A 19,757-nucleotide genomic window follows, 5' to 3' on the forward strand; every position below is an offset into this window, starting at 1 on the left:
AGTTCGAACGTACGCTCTAAGTTTACACGCTTTTTACTATTAAACACAAAAATGTAACCAGTCCAGTCAAGGGATTCCGCCGTTTGGTGGGATTTACCTGGCCTATTGGTTACAAAATTGTGATATATTGAGTAGGCCGAAACCTGAACTTGAGGTGCGGGGGACGAAAGATGAAAGCAGAAGCGGTCACGCTGACTGTTTTCTTGGGGTGAAGCGTATCGAAGCGATGCGCCGGGAATGATCCTTTTTCCCGAATCCGACAACTAACTCCGCAGGCGCAGTAAAAAGGAGGGCAATTCACTTGAATACTCGTATTTGGTCTAAACTTGCAGCAACGGCGCTGATTGCCGTAAGCCTTACGATTCCGATGCAGACGATATCCGTCCATGCAGACGCGGTACATAAAGCCGTGGAAGGAGATACATTTTATCTTCTTGCCAAAAAATATGGCGTAGACATGAATAAACTCATGGCTGCCAACCCATCCATCAATCCAAGTAATATATACGCTGGATTGAAAATCACCATTCCGGGCGTCCAGACGCAATCGACAGGAGTAGCTTCTGCTGCTCCGGCGAAGAAGGAAAATGCGGCGACGACAACCGCATCCGCTTCCAAGCTGAAAGTGATGTCCACGGGGAACGTGGTTGAAGCGTGGGGGAAAACCTTTACTTACTCGAAAACGATTAATGTGAAAGCTTCGGCGTATTCGGCATCCGCTAGCGAGAATGGAAAATGGGGAGCGGTTGACTACTTCGGCAACCCGCTGAAGCTGGGCACCATCGCGGTTGATCCCAAGGTCATTCCGATGGGCACGAAGGTGTTGGTAACCGGGCATAACCATGATGGGCTGCCGGATCAAGCTTTTGTAGCTACGGCTACTGACCAGGGGGGAGCTATCAAAGGCAATCGGATCGATATCTTTATTCCAGGCAGTGCGGCAAATGCGAAAGCGTTTGGGTTCCAAGATGTGACGCTTTACGTATTAAATTAAACATGAGGTGTAGATCAAAAAGTCGGTCAGGATATGTCCTGGCCGACTTTTTGGTTTTGCTGGCAAATGGCCGATTCATACGGGTCAGCGGTATTTGGTCGTATGCAGCAGCTCAGAAAGATCAACGAATTGATACCCTTGTGCCTGCAGGGCGTCGATGATCTTCGGCAAAGCTTGAATGGTGCCGGTTAAGTCGGAGCCGACGCCGCCGCCTGAATGTTGAAGGATGATCGAGCCGGGGCCCGCCGTACTCATCACATTGGAGAACACCTTCTTTTCGTCGATCCCTTTCCAATCCTGGGAATCCACATTCCAATTTACGAGGGTGTAACCGTTCTTCTTCGCCCATTGGACCTGTTCTTCCTTAATTTCTCCATAAGGCGGCCGAATCAATTGGGGACGATATCCAACGACGTTCTGAATAATTTTCTCCGTGCGTAAAATCTCGCTCTGGAACTGCTTAATGGAGCGGTTACGGAAGTTCGGATGACTATAGGAATGGTTGCCGATGAGGTGGCCTTCGTGACTCATCCGCCGCAACAAGCCGGGAAACTTCTTTGCTCGCGCCCCAACCACAAAGAAGGTGGCTTTGACCCCTTTGCGGTGAAGTACGTCTAAAATTTGCGGTGTAAACCGCGGATCCGGCCCATCATCGAAGGTCAGCGCAATCTGCTTCACCTCCGGTCCCCGGAAGATGAAGGTTTCTGAATATTTGCGGCGCAGTTCACCAAGATCGGCTGACGTGGTACCTGCAGGTATGAATGTATCCTTATTGTCCGCCTGATTCCCCTGAGATGTTGGGCCCCTAAGTTCGAGATCGCGTGCTGTGTCGGCTTTAACAGGATACAGTTGAGTCCCGCCTGCCATGACCAGAGAAGCGGTCATACAGCAGACCAGAACTTTCTTCAGCTGTATAAGCAATGTGAAGTCCCCCTTCAATCCGAAAACTGTACATGTTCCCTAGTATCCCCTAACTTTGCAAAGATCATAATGGACGGTGCAAAATCGCGCAGATTACTGCCTATGACCAGTTGTGAGAGATGTCACAGACGAACCCGTTAAAAACATGCATCCTTTGATGAAGTGTAATCAAATGGATGGGGGGAGCTTATGGCAATCGTAGTGGCGAACAAAGAAATATCACCAGGGGTGTTCAAACTGTCGGTACAAGGGCGATTTACGGGAAAAATCGGGCAGTTCTACATGTTGCGCGCCGGGGAACGCTACCCGTTACTGTCCCGACCGATCAGCATCTTTGATCTTGAAGAGGATCGGCTGGATTTCTTGATCCAGGTTGCGGGAGAAGGGACGACTCGGTTGTCTGAACTGAAGCCGGGCGACCGCTTGACCTTGGATGGGCCGTTTGGGAACGGGTTTCCGTCGCTTGTGGGAAGGATTGCCTTTGTAGGTGGCGGTATCGGAATTGCTCCGTTCTATTACGCGCTGAGGGAAGCACCGCAGGCGGACGTATATCTCGGCTTCAGCCGTGAGCCGTATATGGTAGAGGAGTTCCGTACTTTAGCCCGCGGTAACGTGACGGTGGATGTCGGCGGCTCGATTCTAGAGAAAGTGGATTTTCGCGCGTACGATACGGTGATCGCTTGCGGACCTCATCCGATGCTGCATGCCGTGCAGCGCAAACAGGAGGAAATCGGAGGTCAGGCGAAGGTATACGTCTCCTTAGAGAATCGGATGGCGTGTGGAATCGGCGCATGCCTTGTCTGCAGTTTGAAATGCAGAGATGGCCGGAAGAAGGCTTGCGCGGATGGGCCGGTATTTTTGGCGGATGAGGTGGTGTTCGCATGACGGATTTATTGTGCCAAATCGCCGGCGTTTCCTTTAAAAATCCGATTGTGATGGCCTCTGGAACGTTTGGCTTCGGGAAGGAATATGGTGCAATTTACGATATCAATCAACTCGGCGGGTTGTCAGGCAAAGGACTGACGCTGCATCCGAAGGCAGGGAACGAAGGCGTTCGCGTAGCTGAGACGGCATCGGGGATGTTAAACAGCGTGGGATTGGAGAATCCGGGCATCCACGCTTTCCTGCGTGAAGAATGTCCGAGATGGGAGCAGCTGAACTTGGTTCGGATCGTAAACCTGGGCGGAAATACAATCGAAGAGTATGTGGAAGGCGCGAGGCTTATCGATGAGGATGAAGCTTGGCGGAGACGAGAAGGCAGAACTGCAGTGGATATGATCGAGCTGAACATTTCCTGTCCAAATGTCAAAGCCGGGGGCATGGCGTACGGGATCAAAACGGAGATCGCCCGTCAGGTCGTTCGAGAGGTTCGAGCAGCAACGACGCTGCCGCTGATCGTGAAGCTGTCGCCGAATGCCGAGGATATCGTAGGTATGGCGGTGATGTGCCAGGAGGAACAGGCGGATGGCGTCTCGCTGATCAATACGTTTTCGGCGATGAAAATCGATATCTCCAAGCGGCGGAGCGTGTTCGATAATCTGTATGCGGGTCTGTCCGGCCCGGCAATTAAGCCAATCGCATTGCGGATGGTGCATCAAGTCTGTCAAGCCGTCACCCTGCCGGTGATGGGGATGGGCGGCATCAGCAGCGCAGAGGACGTCATTGAGTTTATTATGGCCGGCGCAGCCGTTGTTCAGGTGGGGACACATAACTTCGTGCATCTTCGAGCGGGAGAGCAGCTAATCACTGACCTTACGGCCTGGATGAAGGCGGAAGGGGTTCAGACCTTGGACGAAATCCGCGGAATCCTTTAAAATAAAGGGCATACTGCAAGTGGAAGGAGCTGCGGAAATTGGCTTTTGAAGATATTAGGCTGGAAGCGATTCCGGTTGGCCGCGATTTACTGCTGCTAATGACTGGAGGCGTTTCCCATATCGGAGCGGCGTCCACCGCTTATCAAGCAGGGGGAGACATCGAAGTATTGACCTCTGCCGTACCGGGGCATAAAGAACACACCTTAACCGAGGGCTATGCCCGCCGCGCATCCAAGGCGCTTGGTCGAACTGTTACCGTGGTCATGGGAATTCATTACGACAATTTAAGCAAAGAAGAAATTAGGGAGATTGCCAAGAAAACCTCCGAAATGCTGGATCAATATTTACAGGAGCAGCAAGGGAATGGAGTGGATCCCCAATGAAGACAACGGACCAGGCGAAATTTCGCCGCAAAGCGTTGCCCGTGCCTGAAGCCCAGGCGATCGTTCTGCCGTACGCCAAGGAGATCGAATCGGAGATAGTTCCCTTGCCGGAGGCGTTAGGTCGAATATTGGCGGAGCCGGTAACTGCGCCTCATGCCTATCCACATTTTCGGCGTTCAGGGATGGATGGGTTCGCCATTCTGAGCGAAGATACGATGGGTTGTCATACCGATCATCCGGTCTACTTGGAAGTTGTCGACGAGATTCCTGCTGGCTCTGTTCCCAACGTCAAATTAAAACCAGGACAAGCCGCCCGAATCATGACCGGGGCGAAAGTACCCGATGAAGCGGACGCCGTGGTAATGTTTGAGATGACTGAGGCCGTGACTCGGGAAGGTAAGCCTTATATCCAGTTGATTCGTGAAATTGAATCCGGGAAGAACATCACGCCGGTGGGTCTTGAGCTGTCGGAGGACGATGTGATTCTTGAGCCTGGCCGCAGGTTGTCCGCTGGTGAACTGTCGGTGCTGGCGACGTTTGGCATTCACCGCGTTCCGGTGAAGAAGCGGCCGCAGGTTGCTGTCTTCTCCACCGGCTCAGAGCTGCTGCGCATCGATGAACCGCTTCAGGACGGTCGTATCCGTAACAGCAATACCTATATGTTGTATAGTCAAATTATCGAAGCGGGCGGCGAACCGATACTATTTGAAGCAATCGAGGACGATTTGGCCCAGGCAAAGGCGCAGGTGGAAGCAGCGATCGCCAAGTATGATCTGGTCGTAACCACCGGCGGTGTGTCTGTAGGTGATTATGATATCATGGCCGACCTGTTGTCGAGCGACAGCGTGGAGATGTTGTTCAACAAAGTTACGATGCGGCCAGGCAGCGTCACGTCTGCCGCAGTGAAGGATGGCAAGCTATTGTTCGCTTTGTCTGGCAATCCCGGGGCTTGCTTTGTGGGCTTCGAGCTGTTTGTGCGTCCGGCAATTGGTCGGATGATGGGGGTCGCGAAGCCGTTTTTACCTGAGTTCACCGCTGAACTCGCCCGTTCTTACACAAAGATCAACAACTTTACCCGGTTCGTCCGCGGCCGGTTGGAGGTGCGGGAAGGCAGGCTCTTCGCAATTCCAGCGGAGCTGGATGAATCGGGCGTAATGATCACGATCAAGGACAGCGACGTACTAATCGTGATTCCTCCTTCTAACACGGAGATGCAGGCAGGCGAGCGGGTGACCGTACTGAAGCTGCCAGGCAGCGATTTCTAATGGAATGTGTTCATAGGAAGGACGAGGGAGGAAACGGGCGTGGCACCGGTAGTACAAATCGTCGGTTATAAAAACAGCGGAAAAACAACGCTTATCACCCGGTTGGTGAAGATATTTAATGATATGAATCTTCGCGTAGCTGTCATCAAACATGACCTGCACGGTTTCGAGGCCGATCGAGAGGGAACGGATTCGTTTCGTTTCCGAGCGGCAGGAGCAGCGGCGGCGGCGATTACTTCGCCATGGCGAACGGCCGTGTTCGAGGAGCAGGAAACACCGCTTGTTCAGCTGATTGAGCATTTTGCTCAATATGATTTGATTCTGGTTGAAGGATTTAAGCGGGAAAGGTATCCGAAAATGGTCTTGTTGCGCTCCACAGAGGATGAGCCGTTGATCGAGGAACTGCAGCAAGTCATCGCTGTTGTTCAGAAGGAGGCGGACTTCTCCGCCAACTCGTCGGGGCCCCGGCGGTTTCAGCGGGATGAGATCGAGCAAATGGCAGGGTACATCCGACATAACTGGATGTAGGCGGAGCGACAAAAGGACTTCCCTTCGTTGAGAAGGGAAGTTCTTTTGTTATATACCTAATGCTATCCGCTGACCCGGCGCTCAATCGCCTCGGACATCGTCTTATCCGTCAGATGGGCATACACCTCGGTCGTTTCAGTCGAGGCGTGACCGAGTTGCTCTTTGGTCTTGTAGATATCATTTTGCAAATAATAGTCGGTGGCGAAGGAATGCCGCAGCTTATGCACCGTCAGGTACGGCTTGCCGAAACGTTTTGCGTACTTGATGATCATCGCTTGGATCGCGCGTTTCGTCATCCGTTTGCCTTCTTTCTGTCCATTGGGGATGGCTACGAACAGGGCTTTCTCCCGCTTGGGTGTACGGTATCGTGATGTACGAAGCGTCAGATAGGCGGCTATATCGTCTCTGCATTGCTCTCGGAAGTACACCGGCGTTTTGAACGACTCGTCATTGTTACCTTTCCGGTATACATAAACCAGCTTATTCGCCAGATCCAAATCATCGATGTTCAGGTTAACGACCTCAGAGACGCGTAATCCGGAGTTCAGAATCAAGCTGGCGATGCAGGCGTCGCGTTCTTTGTTCTGCTCATACGCATAAAGCGCCTGTTTATTATCTGCTACATCCCGCCCATATCCTTCGGCGATGTAGGCAATAAATTCGGTTAACTCGTCTTCTTCCAAAATTTTGCCTTTAAGTTTAGCCGCGGTATCCTTCGGTTTATGGATCCGTTTAATCTCTACCTTCGCCATAATGTTTCGTTTTAACAACGGGTAGAAGTTCTCGTCTTCGGCAATTTGGCTGAGATAGTGGAATAACGAGCGTAAGGAAGACATTTTTCGCGATACCGTAATTTTGGAGTTCGTGCTTTCGGTTCGTGTGGTTAAGTAAAGACGATAACCCACAATGCTCTCCATATGCAGAATCTCCAGGTCGTGAAGGGTCACCTGGTCGTTCGTCTGCGCGGCAGTTAAGCCTTCGGCTCGAAGCCAGCTGAAGAACTGTTCGTAATCCCGTACATACTCTAAAAGTGTAGAAGGGGAGAGATCCGGCAGCTTATAATCGATGAACTGCTGCACGAACCAGGGCATGGATACGACCTTCTCATCCAATTTCTTGCGGTCGATCGCTTTTTGAATTTGCATAGAGGCACCTCCTGATTGGCTGACTTAGCAGTGAGATCCACGGACATAGAAAATATAATCGGGCTCCCCGTGGGTTTGCGGTACCTCACGGATCTCTACGTCTCCGAACGCCTCCTTGAGCCGAAGGGCGAAATCCGGGGAAGGGGTAGCACTCCAGAAGGAGAGGCAGCCGCCGGGACGCAGCCGGCTTTGCAGCGCCGCCAGACCGGCTTCATCGTATAATGAAGCGTTGTCGTCAAACACTTTCCAATCCGGACCGTTGTCAATGTCCAGACAGATCAGATCAAAGGTCTCCATCGTTTCTCGAATCCAGGCGACCAGATCTGCATGAATCAACCGTGTTCTCGGATGCGTTAAGGCACGATCGTTCACATGCGCCAACACGGCCTGGTTCCATTCTATTACCTTGTCTTCAATCTCCACTACGGTTGCTTCCTTTACGCGCGGATCGAGAAGGGCTTCCTGCAGCGAGAATCCAACCCCTAAGCCGCCGATCAGCACCTTCTCGGGGGAGGGCACGAGTTCTAACGCGCGGCGGACCAGCAAGCGCTCAGACTCACCGTTATACGTCGCCATCAGAAAGGTGCCGTTGCTGATAATCTCGAACTCCTCGCCGCGACGTTGGAGTTGAATTTCCCCACGGGGGGATTGGGCACGTTCGATGATTTCAACAGGCAAATCGATATGATTCATCAGAGCAACCTCCTATAAGTTGACGCAAGAAATATTATGTTAACTATATGCCGCGCTATTCCGATTTTAATTTCATCAGTTCGTGATTAAATTTTTGCAACAAAGCAGCAAACGACACGGTGTCTTCCGAAGGCCAGTCTTCAAGCAGTTCTTGAATCCGCGCTAACCGGTTGGCCTTGTAAGTTGTAAACTCCTTCAGGCCGAGCTCCGTGATCTCCATGAAGAAGGCGCGACGATCCGCTGGATCCGGGATTCGTCGGACATAGCCTTTATGTTCCAAAGCCGCTGCTTGGCGGCTGACGGTTGAGATGTCTAATTGAAATTCTTCGGCCAAAGCTTTGACACCTACCGCACCTTGATCATGGATCCGATGTAGTAACAGATATGCGGCACGGTCTAAATTCCCGTTTTTGCGGGAAGCCGTTACAGTGGTCATCCGTCGATAAAGGATGGCGAGTTCCAGTTCGATTGCTTCTAGTGATTTGTCATCCATAATTTTAAATACCTCACAGCCAGATAGGATATTTTTATCGTATCATAGAATGGAGAGGAAATTAAATGAATGCGGGCTGCCTGAACAGAAAGCGCTTTTATGCATTCAAGCAATTGACAACAATTTATATAGTTGTATAATACAATTACATGAGGGGGATAACCATGCAAGCGCATGAGATCATGATCAAACACGTTTACAAAGTCAAAGAGACCGATACGGTACGTTCTGTGATTGAACGATTCATGGAATACCGGATCAGTGGACTTCCGATCGTTAATGAACGCAATGAGATCGTGTCCTACATTAGTGATGGCGATATTATGCGTTACATCGGTAAACATCGCGACGTTGTGGTAGATTCAATTTATTACGTTGCTGTGTTTAAAGGAGACCATGAAGATTTTGAACAGCGTGTACGGCGCCTGCTTGATCTCAACGTCATGGAAATCGGGAAGAAGAAAGTTTACACCGTGCCGTGGGATGAGGAAATTGAGAACATTGCGGCGATCTTAGGGAAGAAACAGATTAAGAAGCTCCCGGTCGAACGCAACGGAGTGCTTGTTGGAATTATCAGTCGGGGAGATGTGATCAGGCATTCCTTTAAATCATTTTTATAACCCGGGAAAGGAGTCTTTATGTCATCATCAAACACCATTCAGTACGCAGAAACGAAGGAGCGTTTAGAACTCGAGCAGGCGAGTCTTATCAAACAACCCAAGGCCGTTTGGGCTGTTTTTTTTGCCGCGATCATCGCTTTTATGGGCATCGGATTGGTTGATCCGATCCTGCCGGCGATCGCGAACAGTTTGAACGCAACCCCCAGCGAGGTGACGTTACTGTTCACCAGCTATAATGCTGTCATGGCAGTCGCAATGTTAATTACAGGCACACTTTCTTCACGCATTGGCATGAAATGGACCTTGCTTTCTGGCATCATTTTGATCGCGGTCTTCTCCGCGCTTGGCGGATTAGCTGGTAATGTCTGGACAATCATCGGATTGCGCGGCGGCTGGGGACTTGGAAACGCCTTGTTTGTCGCTACCGCCTTGTCGGCCATCGTCACATTATCCGGCAGCGGGACGGCCAGAGCGGTCATTTTGTACGAAGCTGCAGTAGGTCTCGGCATCTCGGTTGGCCCGCTCGTTGGCGGTTGGCTCGGTGCGGTGTCGTGGCGCGGACCGTTTCTTGGGGTCGCCTCGCTGATGGTGATCGCCTTCATTGGACTTAGCACCCTCATGCCTAATTCGTCCGCAAGTACCGGCTCAAAGGCATCTCGTACTTCATTGGCGGCTCCGTTTCTGGCCATGCGTCATCGTTCGCTAGTGGTGTTCGGATTAACTGCTTGCTTCTATAACATCGGTTTCTTTACGCTGATGGCTTATGCTCCCTTCGTGATGGGGCTGGATGAACATGGACTAGGTTATGTGTTCTTGGCGTGGGGGATTTTGTTGGCGATCACCTCCGTATTTACTGCACCAAAGCTGCAGGAGAAGTTTGGTACGGTAAAATCGATGGCAGTGATGCTGTTCCTCTACACACTGATGATGCTTGTAATGGGCATTTGGACAAACCACCAATGGGTGATTATCATAGCTGTCATTGCCGCCGGGGCAGTGCTGGGGAATAACAATACACTGATCACAACAGCCGTTATGAACGCGGCACCTGTTGAGCGTTCCACAGCATCGGCTGCCTACAGCTTCCTGCGTTTTCTGGGCGGAGCGGTCGCACCGTTTATGGCAGGCAAACTGGCCGAGTGGTTTAATCCACATGTCCCGTTCCTCGTTGGCGCAGGTTTCGTCCTGTTGTCGGTAATTTTTATTGCCCTAAACCATAAGCATGTGAAACATGTTGATGAGCTGAAGGCGGGGCATTGATCCAGCGACAGAATATGCGAAGCAGACCGGTGCAGAGATCAGCCAGCTTATAAATTAACCTAATGAATTATAATGATTAACGAGATGAAATAAATGCAAAAAAGAACGTCTGGGACCGCAAATAAGCAGTCCGGACGTTCTTTGCATTTTATGCGGGGAGGATCACAGATTCAGCTTGGCGATTTCCGCCTTCAACTTATTTGCCGAAGCATGGAACCGAGTTAACTCTTCATTGTCCAGATTCAAATCCAGTACTTCGCGGACGCCGGAGCGGTCAACGATGCTCGGTACCCCAAGGTATACATCGGAGACACCGTTATAATCCGTCAGCAATGTCGAGACGTTCAGAACGGAGCCTTCGTTCTGCAATATCGAGACGATGATGCGGTCTAACGCCAGCGCAATCGCGTAGTATGTAGCCCCTTTGGCGTTGATGATCTCGTATGCAGCGTTTTTCGTATTATTGAAGATTTCTTCACGATCTTCATCAGAGAATTCCAAGCCGATGCCGGCGACATTCGCCAAGCTCCAGAGCGGAACCTCGGAATCCCCGTGTTCGCCGATGATATGAGCATGAATGCTGCGTGGGTTAATTTTCTTGTTCTGTCCGATGAGGTAACGGAAACGCGCGCTGTCCAGCAGGGTACCGGAACCGATGACACGGTTGGACGGGAATCCGCTTTTCTTCAATGTAACGTAGGACAGAATGTCGACGGGGTTCGTTGCTACGAGAATGATGCCGTGATTATTGTATTTCACAATATTCTGAATGATGCTGTCGAAAATAACGGCATTTCGTTTGAGCAAATCGATCCGCGTCTCGCCTGGACGTTGAGAAGCGCCTGCGGCGATAACAATGACATCAGCCTCCGCACAATCGCTGTAATCTCCAGCCCATAGCTTTACACCACCAGTGAAGGGAAGACCATGGTTCATGTCCAGGGCTTCGCCCAGTGCCTTCTCCTTATTGGCGTCGATCAAGACTAACTCGGACACCCGTTCTCTTAAGAGCAACGTATAAGCGGTAGTTGCACCAACTGCTCCGGTGCCGATAATGACAACCCGGCTGGAACTCATCTTGTTTTTCATGTTTTTCATCTCCTCGTCGTGTTCTCCATGCTTTAGCTTGCACCGTTGGTGGGTTTCTTAACCTTCAGGATGCAAGCACTTCAGGGCGCTTCGTTTCATCATAGAATGAAAGCGCGTTATGTATTTGGGTTACAACCATTGTACCCGAAGAAAGTTCTAAATTTAAAGTAAAATCTGGAATGTTCGCATTTTAAATAATAAAATAAGCACAATCATTTTCTAAATTAAGGTGGGACTTCAAGTGCATTACATGATGATTGTGTTATTGGAATTTTACCCTTCTTGGCTGGCATTACCACGAGAGGAACGCAGGAAGTATGCGGGGGGTTTACAAGAGATTATCGATAAATATCATCCGCATGTGAGGGTTCGCTTTTTCGATGCAGAAGCATTACCTGGGAAGGACTATACGGATTTCGCCGTATGTGAGACTGACGATATGCGCAAGTACCATTATTTGTGGGAAGAGATCCGAGATTCTATTCCGTATACCAGAGGTTATATGAAGATCAAAGATGTGATCATCGGCTTGGAAAATGCTTTTCAGTCCTATGAGTCAGAAGTGTTGAAGAAGGATGAATAGATAATATCGGATTTTACATCCAATGAGCCGCTTTCTAATGGAAGGCGGTTTTCTTATGTTCCCTTTCAATTATAAACATAAATATTGTTATGTTAACTAAGAGTCGTTTTTTGAAAGTTGTTATCACATTGTAACCAGCGATTAACGATTCTGTAAGGACGAAACTCTCACTTTATATTATTCTATTAAATAGAAAAAGAGAGAGAGGAATCCGGTGAATGAGATGTCGCCTTACGGGAAACGAAGTAACAAGCATGGAGAGCGTAACGCACATTCCAAAATGATTCGACGTACGAGACTGATTATCACAGCTGCTCTCGTGCTGACGGCATCATCCCTTGCTTTGACTGCGGTAGCAGTCACCCCGATGATCAACGGATCCCTTCCGCATAAATCACCAACCCAGGTGGTCATCCCGGCAAAATTGGCATCTGCAGGGGAAACGGAGAAGGGACAGAGCGTTAATCTTGCGTCCTCACAGCAAACGACGGAGCCAACGGTTACACCGGCAGATTCAAACAGCACTCCGTCAGAACCAGATAACACCCAAGCGGAGCCGAAGGGGACTCCAAGCCAGGAGGAAGGTGCTTCCCAGAAGGCGGAATCCGAACGGGCACCTGCTCCGCCAGCTGTACTACCTGAGGTCGAAGCAAAATCTCCAGCACAGCAGAGTAATCAGTCAAAAACGACTGTAAAGCCCAAAGTCATCTATCTGACTTTTGATGACGGACCTAGCAAGTATACGGAGCAGCTGCTCGATATTTTAGAGCATTATCAGATTCATGGGACCTTCTTTATGATTGGGAATCAGGTAAGCAAAAATGAGAAAATCGTAAACCAGGTGTTGCAGGAAGGACATTACATAGGTTTGCACAGCATGACGCACAACAAGAAGATTTTATATAATGGCAAAGGGTCGACGAACTTCATCGCAGAATTTACGAAGGAACAGAAGCTGATGGAGAAGCTTACCGGCACTTCACCAACCTTGATTCGTGCGCCTTATGGCAGCAAACCGGAGATCGGTGAGAAATTCCGCGGCGATATCGCGGAAGCGGGATTTAAGATGTGGGATTGGACAGTCGATTCCATGGACTGGAAATACCCGAACAGCCCAAGCACGATTCTGAAAGAAGTGAAGCGGCAAACGCACCGGGATACTGAGGTTATTCTGATGCATGAGAAGGCGCAGACGGTAAAGGTTTTGCCCCAAGTTATCGAATATTTACAGAGTAAAGGGTACGCTTTCGCTGTCTATAAACCCAATCAGCATTTCTCAGTTAACTTTGGGAACGACCCCCGATTGTAACGGTGAGAAAAACATGTATGTTATAATGAAGCATATCTAACTGCAGAAAGCGAGGTGGTTCAGGTTGAGCCTATGGCTTAAGATTGCCGGAACCGCCCTGGGTATGGTGCTGCTTCTGACGGCTTGCAATTCAGAGCCGCCTCCGGCTGCCACTCCGGTACTAGACGAGCCTTCTGAGGATGATGGACAAACGATTACTGTAATCAATCCTGCAGCTTCCGAGAACCAGGGGAATCCTGCCGCCGCTCCGGCGGAGAACACGAATAACCGCTACCAGATTCAAACCCGTCTCACCGATTTTCAATTGCTCAGTGAAACGACGGGATTAGCGTGGGGGATTACGCGTAACGAGCTGAGACTTTATATTACAGCAGATAACGGCAAAACATGGACGAACATCTCACCTGCCGCCTCCGTACCGTTTGCTACGACGCCGGAGTATGGCAAGGATATCTTTTTTCTAGATCCGAATCATGGCTTTATCGTGCGCAATTCTGCCGGTTCCGGAGACACGATTGTCCTCCGTACAACCGACGGCGGAACCACTTGGAAGGTGACCTCGTTCCCGGGAACAGGGGAAGTGAAGGCGATGGTCTTTGCCGATCCGGATCATGGATGGTTGCTCTCTGAGGGCAATGTGCGAGAGAATAAAACACGATCTTTATATGAGACGGATGACGGGGCCCAAACCTTTGAAGTTCTGCTTGGAGGGACGGATCCGATGCAACTGCTGCTTGAGAACAAGGACAGTCCTTTATTAATCCCTGGGACGCAAACTTCGATGGCCTTTACGAGCCCGCTGCATGGTTTTGTAACCGAAATCAATCAAGGACTTCCAACGTTGTATACGACTCAGAACGGTGGATTAATTTGGACTCAAAACGATCATTTCTTTAATCCGGACAAGTATAAAACCTGCGACAGCTTTACAGTTGGACCTGTATCCTTCTTCTCTGGCAGCGTGCGAGAGGGGTGGATACCTGTGGGCTGCAGCCGGGGAGATTCCACTAAGTTTAATGGTTACTTTACGGAAGATGCCGGCAACACCTGGACTTTAGCGCCGTTTCAGTTGTCCTGGCAAACCGGCCTAAACGAGAAGCTGGCCCCGACTTTCCTGACGCGTAACGAAGGTTGGACGATATTAGATTCAACCGTCTATCATACGCTAAACCAAGGCGCGAGCTGGGAGCCGTTGCCGGTAAGCAACAAATTGGTTGAAACGATGATCGACTACCCTGAAATTGTGAAGCTTCAGTTCTTTAATTCCCGAGTGGGGTGGCTGCTCGTTGCCCAAGAGAATCAGAAGCGTTCGCTCCTGATGCAAACGAAGGATGGGGGACGAACCTGGCAGGTGTTATAAACGAAACGAAGGTTGTAAGCAAGCATGGCGTAAGAGCCATGCTTTTTTGTATAAAAAATAAGTAGGATGATCATGTTCATTATATTGTGAAATAAATCACGTACTATCTCCAGACTTTGTGATATATTTAACTTGTAAGGAAGATCAATCACAGGCAAGTCAAAATCGGAGCGAACGCTCCCATAATGATAGGAGTGGAGCCTTATGAAAACTGTTCAAGAAGAGGTTGTAACCCGTAATTACCTGCAGTTCTGCTACACCTGTGAAGATGCTCATCTATGCACGACAGAAGAAGCTTGCAAAGCTTGTTGGGCAGAGAAAGGACTTGACGAAGCATTCGAAATGGAAGCCGATGGCGCTGAAGAGACCCGTCAACTGATGTTTGAGTACTATGCTTAAGATAGATCGTTCTGGTTTCACACCATAATAACCTCCATTCATAACTACGAATCGGAGGTTTTTCTTTTCTCTCAGATATCTTGGACAAGAGTGGCATATTTTCCGGACAGGATGAATAACAAGTTTTTTTCGGGACCGCATATACTTAGGGGGAAAGGAGAGAACAGCGGTACGGAGCAACCTCTCGAAGGAGGGATAAGCGATGCAGTCGTGGACGGAAATGTTTGGGGTAGTGGAAACGGCGCTGCCCATCTTGTTTGTTGTCATCGTCGGAATTTTGGCTGCGACAGCAGCAGGAGGGCTTCTTCGCGCGATTGGAAACCATCGGCAGCCTGTACTCAGCGTCCATTCCGTTATCGTCGGAAAACGGACCGAGGTCAGCCACCGCCATGACACCGATACCTCGGTGAACCGTTCTGACACGAAGTATTATATGACCTTTGAGGTCGAAAGCGGTGATCGTTTGGAGTTTGCTGTGTCGGGCGTGGAATACGGACAATGTGCGGAAGGAGACGAAGGCAAGCTGACCTTCCAAGGCCGTCGTTACCATGGGTTCGAGCGGTCTGTTCGCACCTATCGGACTGAGCTGCAGGAATACCGAAAATTTCATAGCTCCGGGTAAGTGAGAAGAAGGAAAGACACACGATAATTACAGGAAAGGCAGGCAGAGTAAGATTGGAATACAGCAAAAAAACAGAAGCGTCTCAATACGTCGGACGATCCCGACTGTTGTGTACGCTTCTGTTTTTGTTTGGATTAAATGGATAAGGCCTTGGTATTCGCTTGTTCCAGGATCATCTGAGCTACAGCCCGGCCGCTGGAAAAGGCGCGTTCAGCTAACTCACCTTTCCCTTGGCAGCCGTCGCCGCAGAAGAAGAACGGCACACCTGCCAGACGGTTAGGCAGCAGCTGATTGGTGTAAATATTTTTGACGCTTGCTACCATCGCTTTCTTCGACACGCGTTTGACTTCAACAAACTCGCGCCAATTTGGATAGTACGTATCAAAGAGAGCTTCCATTTGCTGGGTTTTCTGTTCAAGGTATTGCTTCTTCTGCTCCTCATCAGGGAAGTCATCGTTCAAGTAAGCGATACCTTGCAATAACTGGCCATGAACAGGGGCCACCGTGAAATCTGTGGCAGAGACGTCACTGATAAAGATTTTATGATCGATGTCGCTGATATAGTGGAACGGACGGGCAACGACTTTCGAGAAGCCAACATCGTAAACAAGCACTTCGGTTGAGGTGTTGTTCTTGTACGGATCCAGTGCACTTGCCCAAGGCGTTTCCTCCAGCAGTTTAGTTACCTGCTGCACTGGCATGGCGAAGATCACTTGATCGTACACAAGCTGCTGTCTGGTCTTCGTGTTTAACACGAATTTCCCGTCTTCCATCGTAATTGATTCGACCGGCTCCTTCACTGCGATCTCCCAAGACTCATTGTCTTTGATTTTATTGATCAGTTGGTCGGTAATTGTGGCCCAACTGCCAAGAATGTAGCTGACCGGTCGGCTGGAGAGGAAGAGGTTATGATAGTACTCGGAGATGACAGAACCCGGCACTTTGCGAGCTTCCTCCGGTGTAATAAAGAAGTTGGAGCACACGAGATGCTCCCACAACTCCTTCACGTCTGCCGAGGCGTGGGAATGCTCCAAATATTCGCCAAGCGTCCGATACTGCTTCAAATGATGGATGTTACCGATCACGGCCGCGATTTCAGCGACAAACCGGACTTTCTCCATAGGAGTCAACACATTCGTCTTCATAATGTTTACGAAATCCAGCGGGGCAGGGGTTAACCGTCCGTGCTTAGCGTACATCACTTTACGTTTATCGACCTGTTTGCTCTGGAATTTCAAATGCAGCTCTTCTTCCATCGCATGGAGCGTATGTCTGTCGATGCCGTACACTGCGTGTGCTCCATAGTTCAAAGTAAATCCCGATTTCTCATAGGTGAAAGCCCGTCCGCCGAGCTGGGGGCTCCGTTCAAACACGGTACCAGACGTATTGCCGTTGTCCGACAAGTATGCAGCAGCCGTAAGCCCGGCCAGGCCGCCGCCAATAATCGCGATTTTCATGAGGTAACCTCCTAAAAGGTATAATGAAGCAACCGTTTTATAAACAAACCAGCAAAACCGTATAAAAAAACATTATTTAACTACAGTATATGCTATTCATGTAAGCGCGTCCATAGAAATAGACACGAAATGTTCAAGATTGTAACCGTATTCACATAAAACCTTGCCTCCTCGCCTTGACACCGAATTTTTACCAGCTTCTAGCACCAAAATAGGCAGATGCACATAAGATATACCGTTCAGCAGAGAGGGAGGAGGACCCAACTTGGCCGTCATTAAAGCGAACTCCGAAGATGTGAAGCTGCTGGCGCGCCTGATGCGCGCAGAAGCGGAAGGAGAAGGCGAACAAGGGATGTTGATGGTCGGCAATGTCGGCGTGAACCGAATCTTGGCAGATTGCTTGGACTTTCGGGATGTTCGCGACATGAATCGGATGGTGTTTCAACGTCCAGGCGGATTCGAAGCAACGATCAAGGGGTATTTCTATCAACGCGCACGCGACCGGGATATCAAATTGGCCCAACGTGTCATTAACGGGGAACGAATTTGGCCCGCGTCGAATGCGTTATGGTTCTTCAGGCCAACGGGTGATTGTCCTGGCACTTGGTATAACCAACAAAATACCGGCCGATATAAGGCACATTGCTTCTTTGCTCCATCCGGGCAAGACTGTCCATCCGTCTATTAACTCTATCGTATCGCTTGATTAATTTTGAGGAGGAATGGAATTCATGTTTACTCAACAATTCCGGCCAGCTGCGTATCCTGCGGGCCAAAGTACTTATCCGATGATGCCGATGGGAGGCGGATATCCGCAGACAACCGGAACTGGCATGCCGCCGCAAGTATCCAGCGGAAGCCCGATGACGCCCACCGGAATGGTGATGCCAATGCCGACGCAGGTGTATGAGCAATCTTACATTGAAAATATTTTCCGTCTGAATTTGGGCAAAGTTGGCACGTTTTACATGACCTACGAGAACAACAGCGAATGGAACGCTAAAGTCTTTAAAGGTGTGCTGGAAGCGGCTGGTCGCGATCATATCATTATTAGCGATCCGGTTACCGGCGTGCGGACCGTCTTGCTGATGGTCAATTTCGACTACGCGACGTTTGACGAGCCGTTGATTTATCAATATCCTGGTGTGATTGGATCCCCGCCGCCAACTCGATAAGCGCACTCTGGTTCCCTTGGGATTTCAAGGGGGCCTTTTTTTATTTTTTCCAGCCTGCCACGCCTGTTCGTTAGGAATACCGCAGCGTTTGACTGTGTAGTGTATAATAATATAATTAAGAAGAATTCATATATCGAATGTAACGGTTTGGAAATAAAGGAGATGAATCCCTTGGGAAATTAAAGCTGTCTTTCTCATATCGAATGCAATTGAATATTGATGATTTTAATCCACGAAGGAGGTGCACCTATTCGCCGCCGGATCGGCGGGAATAGGAAACGTATTGAGTGACCCTTTACCGAGTCTTTATTCCGTAGGATTCATGGTGTTATTGGTGTTGCTTAACGGACTTTTTGTGTCGGCTGAATTTGCCATTGTGAAGGTGAGGAGCTCCCGCATCGAGGCGTTAGCTGAGGAGGGGCGAAGGAGCGCGAAAATCGCGAAAGAGCTGTTAAGCAAGCTGGACGGTTACTTGTCAGCCTGTCAGGTCGGGATCACCCTCAGTTCGCTTGGGCTTGGATGGCTTGGCGAGCCTGTCGTTGCCCGTATTTTAGGGCCGATGTTTGAGATGATGGGCTTGGGTGAAAGGCCGGGTTTTATCATTTCGTTAGCCGTTTCGTTTCTCTTGATCGCCATTTTGCATATCGTGCTGGGAGAGTTGGCCCCCAAGACGATCGCTGTCCGTAAAGCCGAGACCATTACGTTATGGCTCGCTTGGCCGATGAGCATCTTTTACCGGTTGATGTACCCGTTCATCTGGCTGTTAAACGGGCTCTCCGCCGGTCTCTTGCGACTGTTTCGCATTGCGCCTGTAACGGAGCAGGACTCGCTGCACACGGAAGAAGAAATCCGTGTGATGATGAAGGAAAGCAGCGAGAGCGGTTTGATCGATAGTACGGAAATGTCGCTGGTCGACAATATTTTTGAGTTTGCTGATACAACCGCCCGGGAGATTATGATCCCCCGAACAGAAATGATCTGTTTGTATACGCAGCATTCGCTGGAAGAGAACCTGGAAATCGCCTTGGAAGGTACAAGAACACGTTATCCTGTCTGCAATCATGATAAAGATCATATTATCGGATTTATTCATATTAAAGATCTGATCCGCTCCCAAAACCGGAATTTCCGCGACCTAATACGTCCGATTATGGCCGTCCCGGAATCGATTCCGATCAGTGATTTGATGAAGCGCATGCAGCGGGGACGGACGCAAATCGCGATCCTGATCGATGAATACGGCGGGACCTCTGGGATGGTGACGTTGGAGGACATTGTCGAGGAGATTGTGGGCGAGATTCAGGATGAGTTCGATGAAGAACGTCCTGGCATCGAGCAGCTGGACACGAATGTGTATTCGATCGACGGGCTTATGCTGATCGAGTCCATCAATGACCGATTTGGCCTGGAGCTGGATTCCGACGACTATGACACCATTGGCGGTTGGTTATATTCAAGGATCGATATCCTGCCTCCGCAGGTCGGGCAAACCGTAGAATATGGCGGAATCACGTACGTGGTGGAGGAGACCGACAACAAACGAATCTCTCGCGTCAAGCTTATTCGCGAGCAGCTCTTGCCGTTGGAAGAAGCGGGCGCTTAATAAAATAAAGCCGGATGACTCTCTTGGATCGAGAGCATCCGGTT

22 protein-coding genes and 1 riboswitch are annotated in these 19,757 nt (G+C 49.8%); of the genes, 16 read left to right on the forward strand and 6 right to left on the reverse strand.

Annotated features, from left to right (window positions below):
- The first annotated feature begins 124 nt into the window (after window positions 1-124).
- Window positions 125-293, forward strand: a riboswitch (cyclic di-AMP (ydaO/yuaA leader).
- An 8-nt stretch (window positions 294-301) separates the two neighbouring features.
- On the forward strand, window positions 302-994 hold the full coding sequence (locus PBA01S_RS01365) for a 3D domain-containing protein (protein WP_016312094.1): 693 nt from the start codon (window positions 302-304) through the stop codon (window positions 992-994).
- Window positions 995-1,078: 84 nt separating this feature from the next.
- Here the strand turns inward: PBA01S_RS01365 and PBA01S_RS01370 are convergent, their stop codons facing one another.
- On the reverse strand, window positions 1,079-1,909 hold the full coding sequence (locus PBA01S_RS01370; protein WP_036624805.1) for a polysaccharide deacetylase family protein: 831 nt from the start codon (window positions 1,907-1,909) through the stop codon (window positions 1,079-1,081).
- Window positions 1,910-2,104: 195 nt separating this feature from the next.
- Here PBA01S_RS01370 and PBA01S_RS01375 point away from each other — a divergent pair, with 195 nt between their 5' ends.
- From PBA01S_RS01375 to mobB, 5 genes are read left to right on the forward strand one after another with little or no spacing between them, the layout of a single operon-like run.
- The gene (locus PBA01S_RS01375) at window positions 2,105-2,800 is read left to right on the forward strand and encodes a dihydroorotate dehydrogenase electron transfer subunit (protein ID WP_016312096.1); all 696 of its coding nucleotides are present in this window, start codon (window positions 2,105-2,107) and stop codon (window positions 2,798-2,800) included.
- Window positions 2,797-3,729, forward strand: coding sequence for a dihydroorotate dehydrogenase (locus tag PBA01S_RS01380; RefSeq protein WP_127575135.1), 933 nt, complete (start codon window positions 2,797-2,799; stop codon window positions 3,727-3,729). Before PBA01S_RS01375 ends, PBA01S_RS01380 begins: the two co-directional genes overlap by 4 nt.
- 38 nt (window positions 3,730-3,767) lie before the next feature.
- Entirely contained in the window at window positions 3,768-4,112 is a 345-nt protein-coding gene (lpdD, locus tag PBA01S_RS01385) for a prenylated flavin chaperone LpdD (protein WP_016312098.1), read from the forward strand.
- The gene (locus PBA01S_RS01390) at window positions 4,109-5,377 is read left to right on the forward strand and encodes a molybdopterin molybdotransferase MoeA (RefSeq protein WP_016312099.1); all 1,269 of its coding nucleotides are present in this window, start codon (window positions 4,109-4,111) and stop codon (window positions 5,375-5,377) included. Before lpdD ends, PBA01S_RS01390 begins: the two co-directional genes overlap by 4 nt.
- A gap of 39 nt (window positions 5,378-5,416) precedes the next feature.
- Window positions 5,417-5,905, forward strand: a complete 489-nt coding sequence (mobB, locus tag PBA01S_RS01395; protein WP_127575136.1) for a molybdopterin-guanine dinucleotide biosynthesis protein B — start codon at window positions 5,417-5,419, stop codon at window positions 5,903-5,905.
- Between the two features lie 62 nt (window positions 5,906-5,967).
- Here mobB and xerS read toward each other — a convergent pair whose 3' ends face one another.
- From xerS to PBA01S_RS01410, 3 genes are read right to left on the reverse strand one after another with little or no spacing between them, the layout of a single operon-like run.
- Window positions 5,968-7,050 carry a tyrosine recombinase XerS gene (gene xerS, locus PBA01S_RS01400; protein WP_016312101.1) on the reverse strand — a complete coding sequence of 361 codons (1,083 nt, stop codon included), beginning with the start codon at window positions 7,048-7,050 and terminating at the stop codon, window positions 5,968-5,970.
- A 24-nt stretch (window positions 7,051-7,074) separates the two neighbouring features.
- A complete protein-coding gene (locus PBA01S_RS01405; protein ID WP_016312102.1) occupies window positions 7,075-7,743 on the reverse strand; it encodes a spermine/spermidine synthase domain-containing protein in 669 nt (222 codons plus the stop codon).
- A gap of 55 nt (window positions 7,744-7,798) precedes the next feature.
- Window positions 7,799-8,236, reverse strand: a complete 438-nt coding sequence (locus PBA01S_RS01410; RefSeq protein ID WP_016312103.1) for a MarR family winged helix-turn-helix transcriptional regulator — start codon at window positions 8,234-8,236, stop codon at window positions 7,799-7,801.
- A 164-nt stretch (window positions 8,237-8,400) separates the two neighbouring features.
- Between PBA01S_RS01410 and PBA01S_RS01415 the strand changes: the two genes are divergently transcribed.
- Window positions 8,401-8,856: a CBS domain-containing protein gene (locus tag PBA01S_RS01415; protein ID WP_016312104.1), complete on the forward strand. Its 456-nt coding sequence runs from the start codon at window positions 8,401-8,403 to the stop codon at window positions 8,854-8,856.
- Between the two features lie 18 nt (window positions 8,857-8,874).
- Window positions 8,875-10,116, forward strand: a complete 1,242-nt coding sequence (locus tag PBA01S_RS01420; RefSeq protein WP_127575137.1) for an MFS transporter — start codon at window positions 8,875-8,877, stop codon at window positions 10,114-10,116.
- A gap of 162 nt (window positions 10,117-10,278) precedes the next feature.
- Here PBA01S_RS01420 and PBA01S_RS01425 read toward each other — a convergent pair whose 3' ends face one another.
- Window positions 10,279-11,205 carry an L-lactate dehydrogenase gene (locus PBA01S_RS01425; RefSeq protein WP_127575138.1) on the reverse strand — a complete coding sequence of 309 codons (927 nt, stop codon included), beginning with the start codon at window positions 11,203-11,205 and terminating at the stop codon, window positions 10,279-10,281.
- A 241-nt stretch (window positions 11,206-11,446) separates the two neighbouring features.
- On the opposite strand from PBA01S_RS01425, the gene PBA01S_RS01430 reads away from it, so the two are divergent.
- From PBA01S_RS01430 to PBA01S_RS01450, 5 genes are all read left to right on the forward strand, one after another.
- Window positions 11,447-11,788: a darcynin family protein gene (locus PBA01S_RS01430; protein ID WP_127575139.1), complete on the forward strand. Its 342-nt coding sequence runs from the start codon at window positions 11,447-11,449 to the stop codon at window positions 11,786-11,788.
- A 223-nt stretch (window positions 11,789-12,011) separates the two neighbouring features.
- A complete protein-coding gene (locus PBA01S_RS01435) occupies window positions 12,012-13,097 on the forward strand; it encodes a polysaccharide deacetylase family protein (RefSeq protein WP_085278587.1) in 1,086 nt (361 codons plus the stop codon).
- Between the two features lie 64 nt (window positions 13,098-13,161).
- Entirely contained in the window at window positions 13,162-14,457 is a 1,296-nt protein-coding gene (locus PBA01S_RS01440) for a WD40/YVTN/BNR-like repeat-containing protein (RefSeq protein WP_255315263.1), read from the forward strand.
- Window positions 14,458-14,661: 204 nt separating this feature from the next.
- Complete coding sequence (locus PBA01S_RS01445) at window positions 14,662-14,856, forward strand: hypothetical protein (protein WP_016312109.1); 195 nt, start codon at window positions 14,662-14,664, stop codon at window positions 14,854-14,856.
- Window positions 14,857-15,058: 202 nt separating this feature from the next.
- Window positions 15,059-15,478 carry a DUF2500 domain-containing protein gene (locus tag PBA01S_RS01450; protein ID WP_028537610.1) on the forward strand — a complete coding sequence of 140 codons (420 nt, stop codon included), beginning with the start codon at window positions 15,059-15,061 and terminating at the stop codon, window positions 15,476-15,478.
- 134 nt (window positions 15,479-15,612) lie between these two features.
- Here PBA01S_RS01450 and PBA01S_RS01455 read toward each other — a convergent pair whose 3' ends face one another.
- Entirely contained in the window at window positions 15,613-16,935 is a 1,323-nt protein-coding gene (locus PBA01S_RS01455) for a phytoene desaturase family protein (RefSeq protein WP_028537611.1), read from the reverse strand.
- A gap of 265 nt (window positions 16,936-17,200) precedes the next feature.
- Here PBA01S_RS01455 and PBA01S_RS01460 point away from each other — a divergent pair, with 265 nt between their 5' ends.
- The 3 genes from PBA01S_RS01460 to PBA01S_RS01470 all read left to right on the forward strand — a co-directional run bounded on the left by PBA01S_RS01460 (window position 17,201) and on the right by PBA01S_RS01470 (window position 19,713).
- Window positions 17,201-17,623, forward strand: coding sequence for a cell wall hydrolase (locus tag PBA01S_RS01460; protein WP_016312112.1), 423 nt, complete (start codon window positions 17,201-17,203; stop codon window positions 17,621-17,623).
- 43 nt (window positions 17,624-17,666) lie between these two features.
- Window positions 17,667-18,110, forward strand: coding sequence for a spore coat protein GerQ (gene gerQ, locus PBA01S_RS01465; RefSeq protein WP_016312113.1), 444 nt, complete (start codon window positions 17,667-17,669; stop codon window positions 18,108-18,110).
- Window positions 18,111-18,432: 322 nt separating this feature from the next.
- A complete protein-coding gene (locus PBA01S_RS01470) occupies window positions 18,433-19,713 on the forward strand; it encodes a hemolysin family protein (RefSeq protein ID WP_174844448.1) in 1,281 nt (426 codons plus the stop codon).
- Window positions 19,714-19,757 lie beyond the last annotated feature (44 nt).

Source organism: Paenibacillus barengoltzii NBRC 101215 (genome assembly GCF_004000745.1).
Classification (GTDB): Bacteria; Bacillota; Bacilli; order Paenibacillales; family Paenibacillaceae; genus Fontibacillus; species Fontibacillus barengoltzii.

Coding starts and splice junctions, on each gene's coding strand:
- PBA01S_RS01470 (WP_174844448.1), top strand. CDS start 18,433: ATGGTGTTATTGGTGTTGCTTAACGGACTTTTTGTGTCGGCTGAATTT.
- xerS (WP_016312101.1), bottom strand. CDS start 7,050: ATGCAAATTCAAAAAGCGATCGACCGCAAGAAATTGGATGAGAAGGTC.
- gerQ (WP_016312113.1), top strand. CDS start 17,667: ATGTTTACTCAACAATTCCGGCCAGCTGCGTATCCTGCGGGCCAAAGT.
- PBA01S_RS01455 (WP_028537611.1), bottom strand. CDS start 16,935: ATGAAAATCGCGATTATTGGCGGCGGCCTGGCCGGGCTTACGGCTGCT.
- PBA01S_RS01420 (WP_127575137.1), top strand. CDS start 8,875: ATGTCATCATCAAACACCATTCAGTACGCAGAAACGAAGGAGCGTTTA.
- PBA01S_RS01405 (WP_016312102.1), bottom strand. CDS start 7,743: ATGAATCATATCGATTTGCCTGTTGAAATCATCGAACGTGCCCAATCC.
- PBA01S_RS01425 (WP_127575138.1), bottom strand. CDS start 11,205: ATGAAAAACAAGATGAGTTCCAGCCGGGTTGTCATTATCGGCACCGGA.
- PBA01S_RS01390 (WP_016312099.1), top strand. CDS start 4,109: ATGAAGACAACGGACCAGGCGAAATTTCGCCGCAAAGCGTTGCCCGTG.
- PBA01S_RS01450 (WP_028537610.1), top strand. CDS start 15,059: ATGCAGTCGTGGACGGAAATGTTTGGGGTAGTGGAAACGGCGCTGCCC.
- PBA01S_RS01445 (WP_016312109.1), top strand. CDS start 14,662: ATGAAAACTGTTCAAGAAGAGGTTGTAACCCGTAATTACCTGCAGTTC.
- PBA01S_RS01435 (WP_085278587.1), top strand. CDS start 12,012: ATGTCGCCTTACGGGAAACGAAGTAACAAGCATGGAGAGCGTAACGCA.
- PBA01S_RS01380 (WP_127575135.1), top strand. CDS start 2,797: ATGACGGATTTATTGTGCCAAATCGCCGGCGTTTCCTTTAAAAATCCG.
- PBA01S_RS01375 (WP_016312096.1), top strand. CDS start 2,105: ATGGCAATCGTAGTGGCGAACAAAGAAATATCACCAGGGGTGTTCAAA.
- PBA01S_RS01415 (WP_016312104.1), top strand. CDS start 8,401: ATGCAAGCGCATGAGATCATGATCAAACACGTTTACAAAGTCAAAGAG.
- PBA01S_RS01410 (WP_016312103.1), bottom strand. CDS start 8,236: ATGGATGACAAATCACTAGAAGCAATCGAACTGGAACTCGCCATCCTT.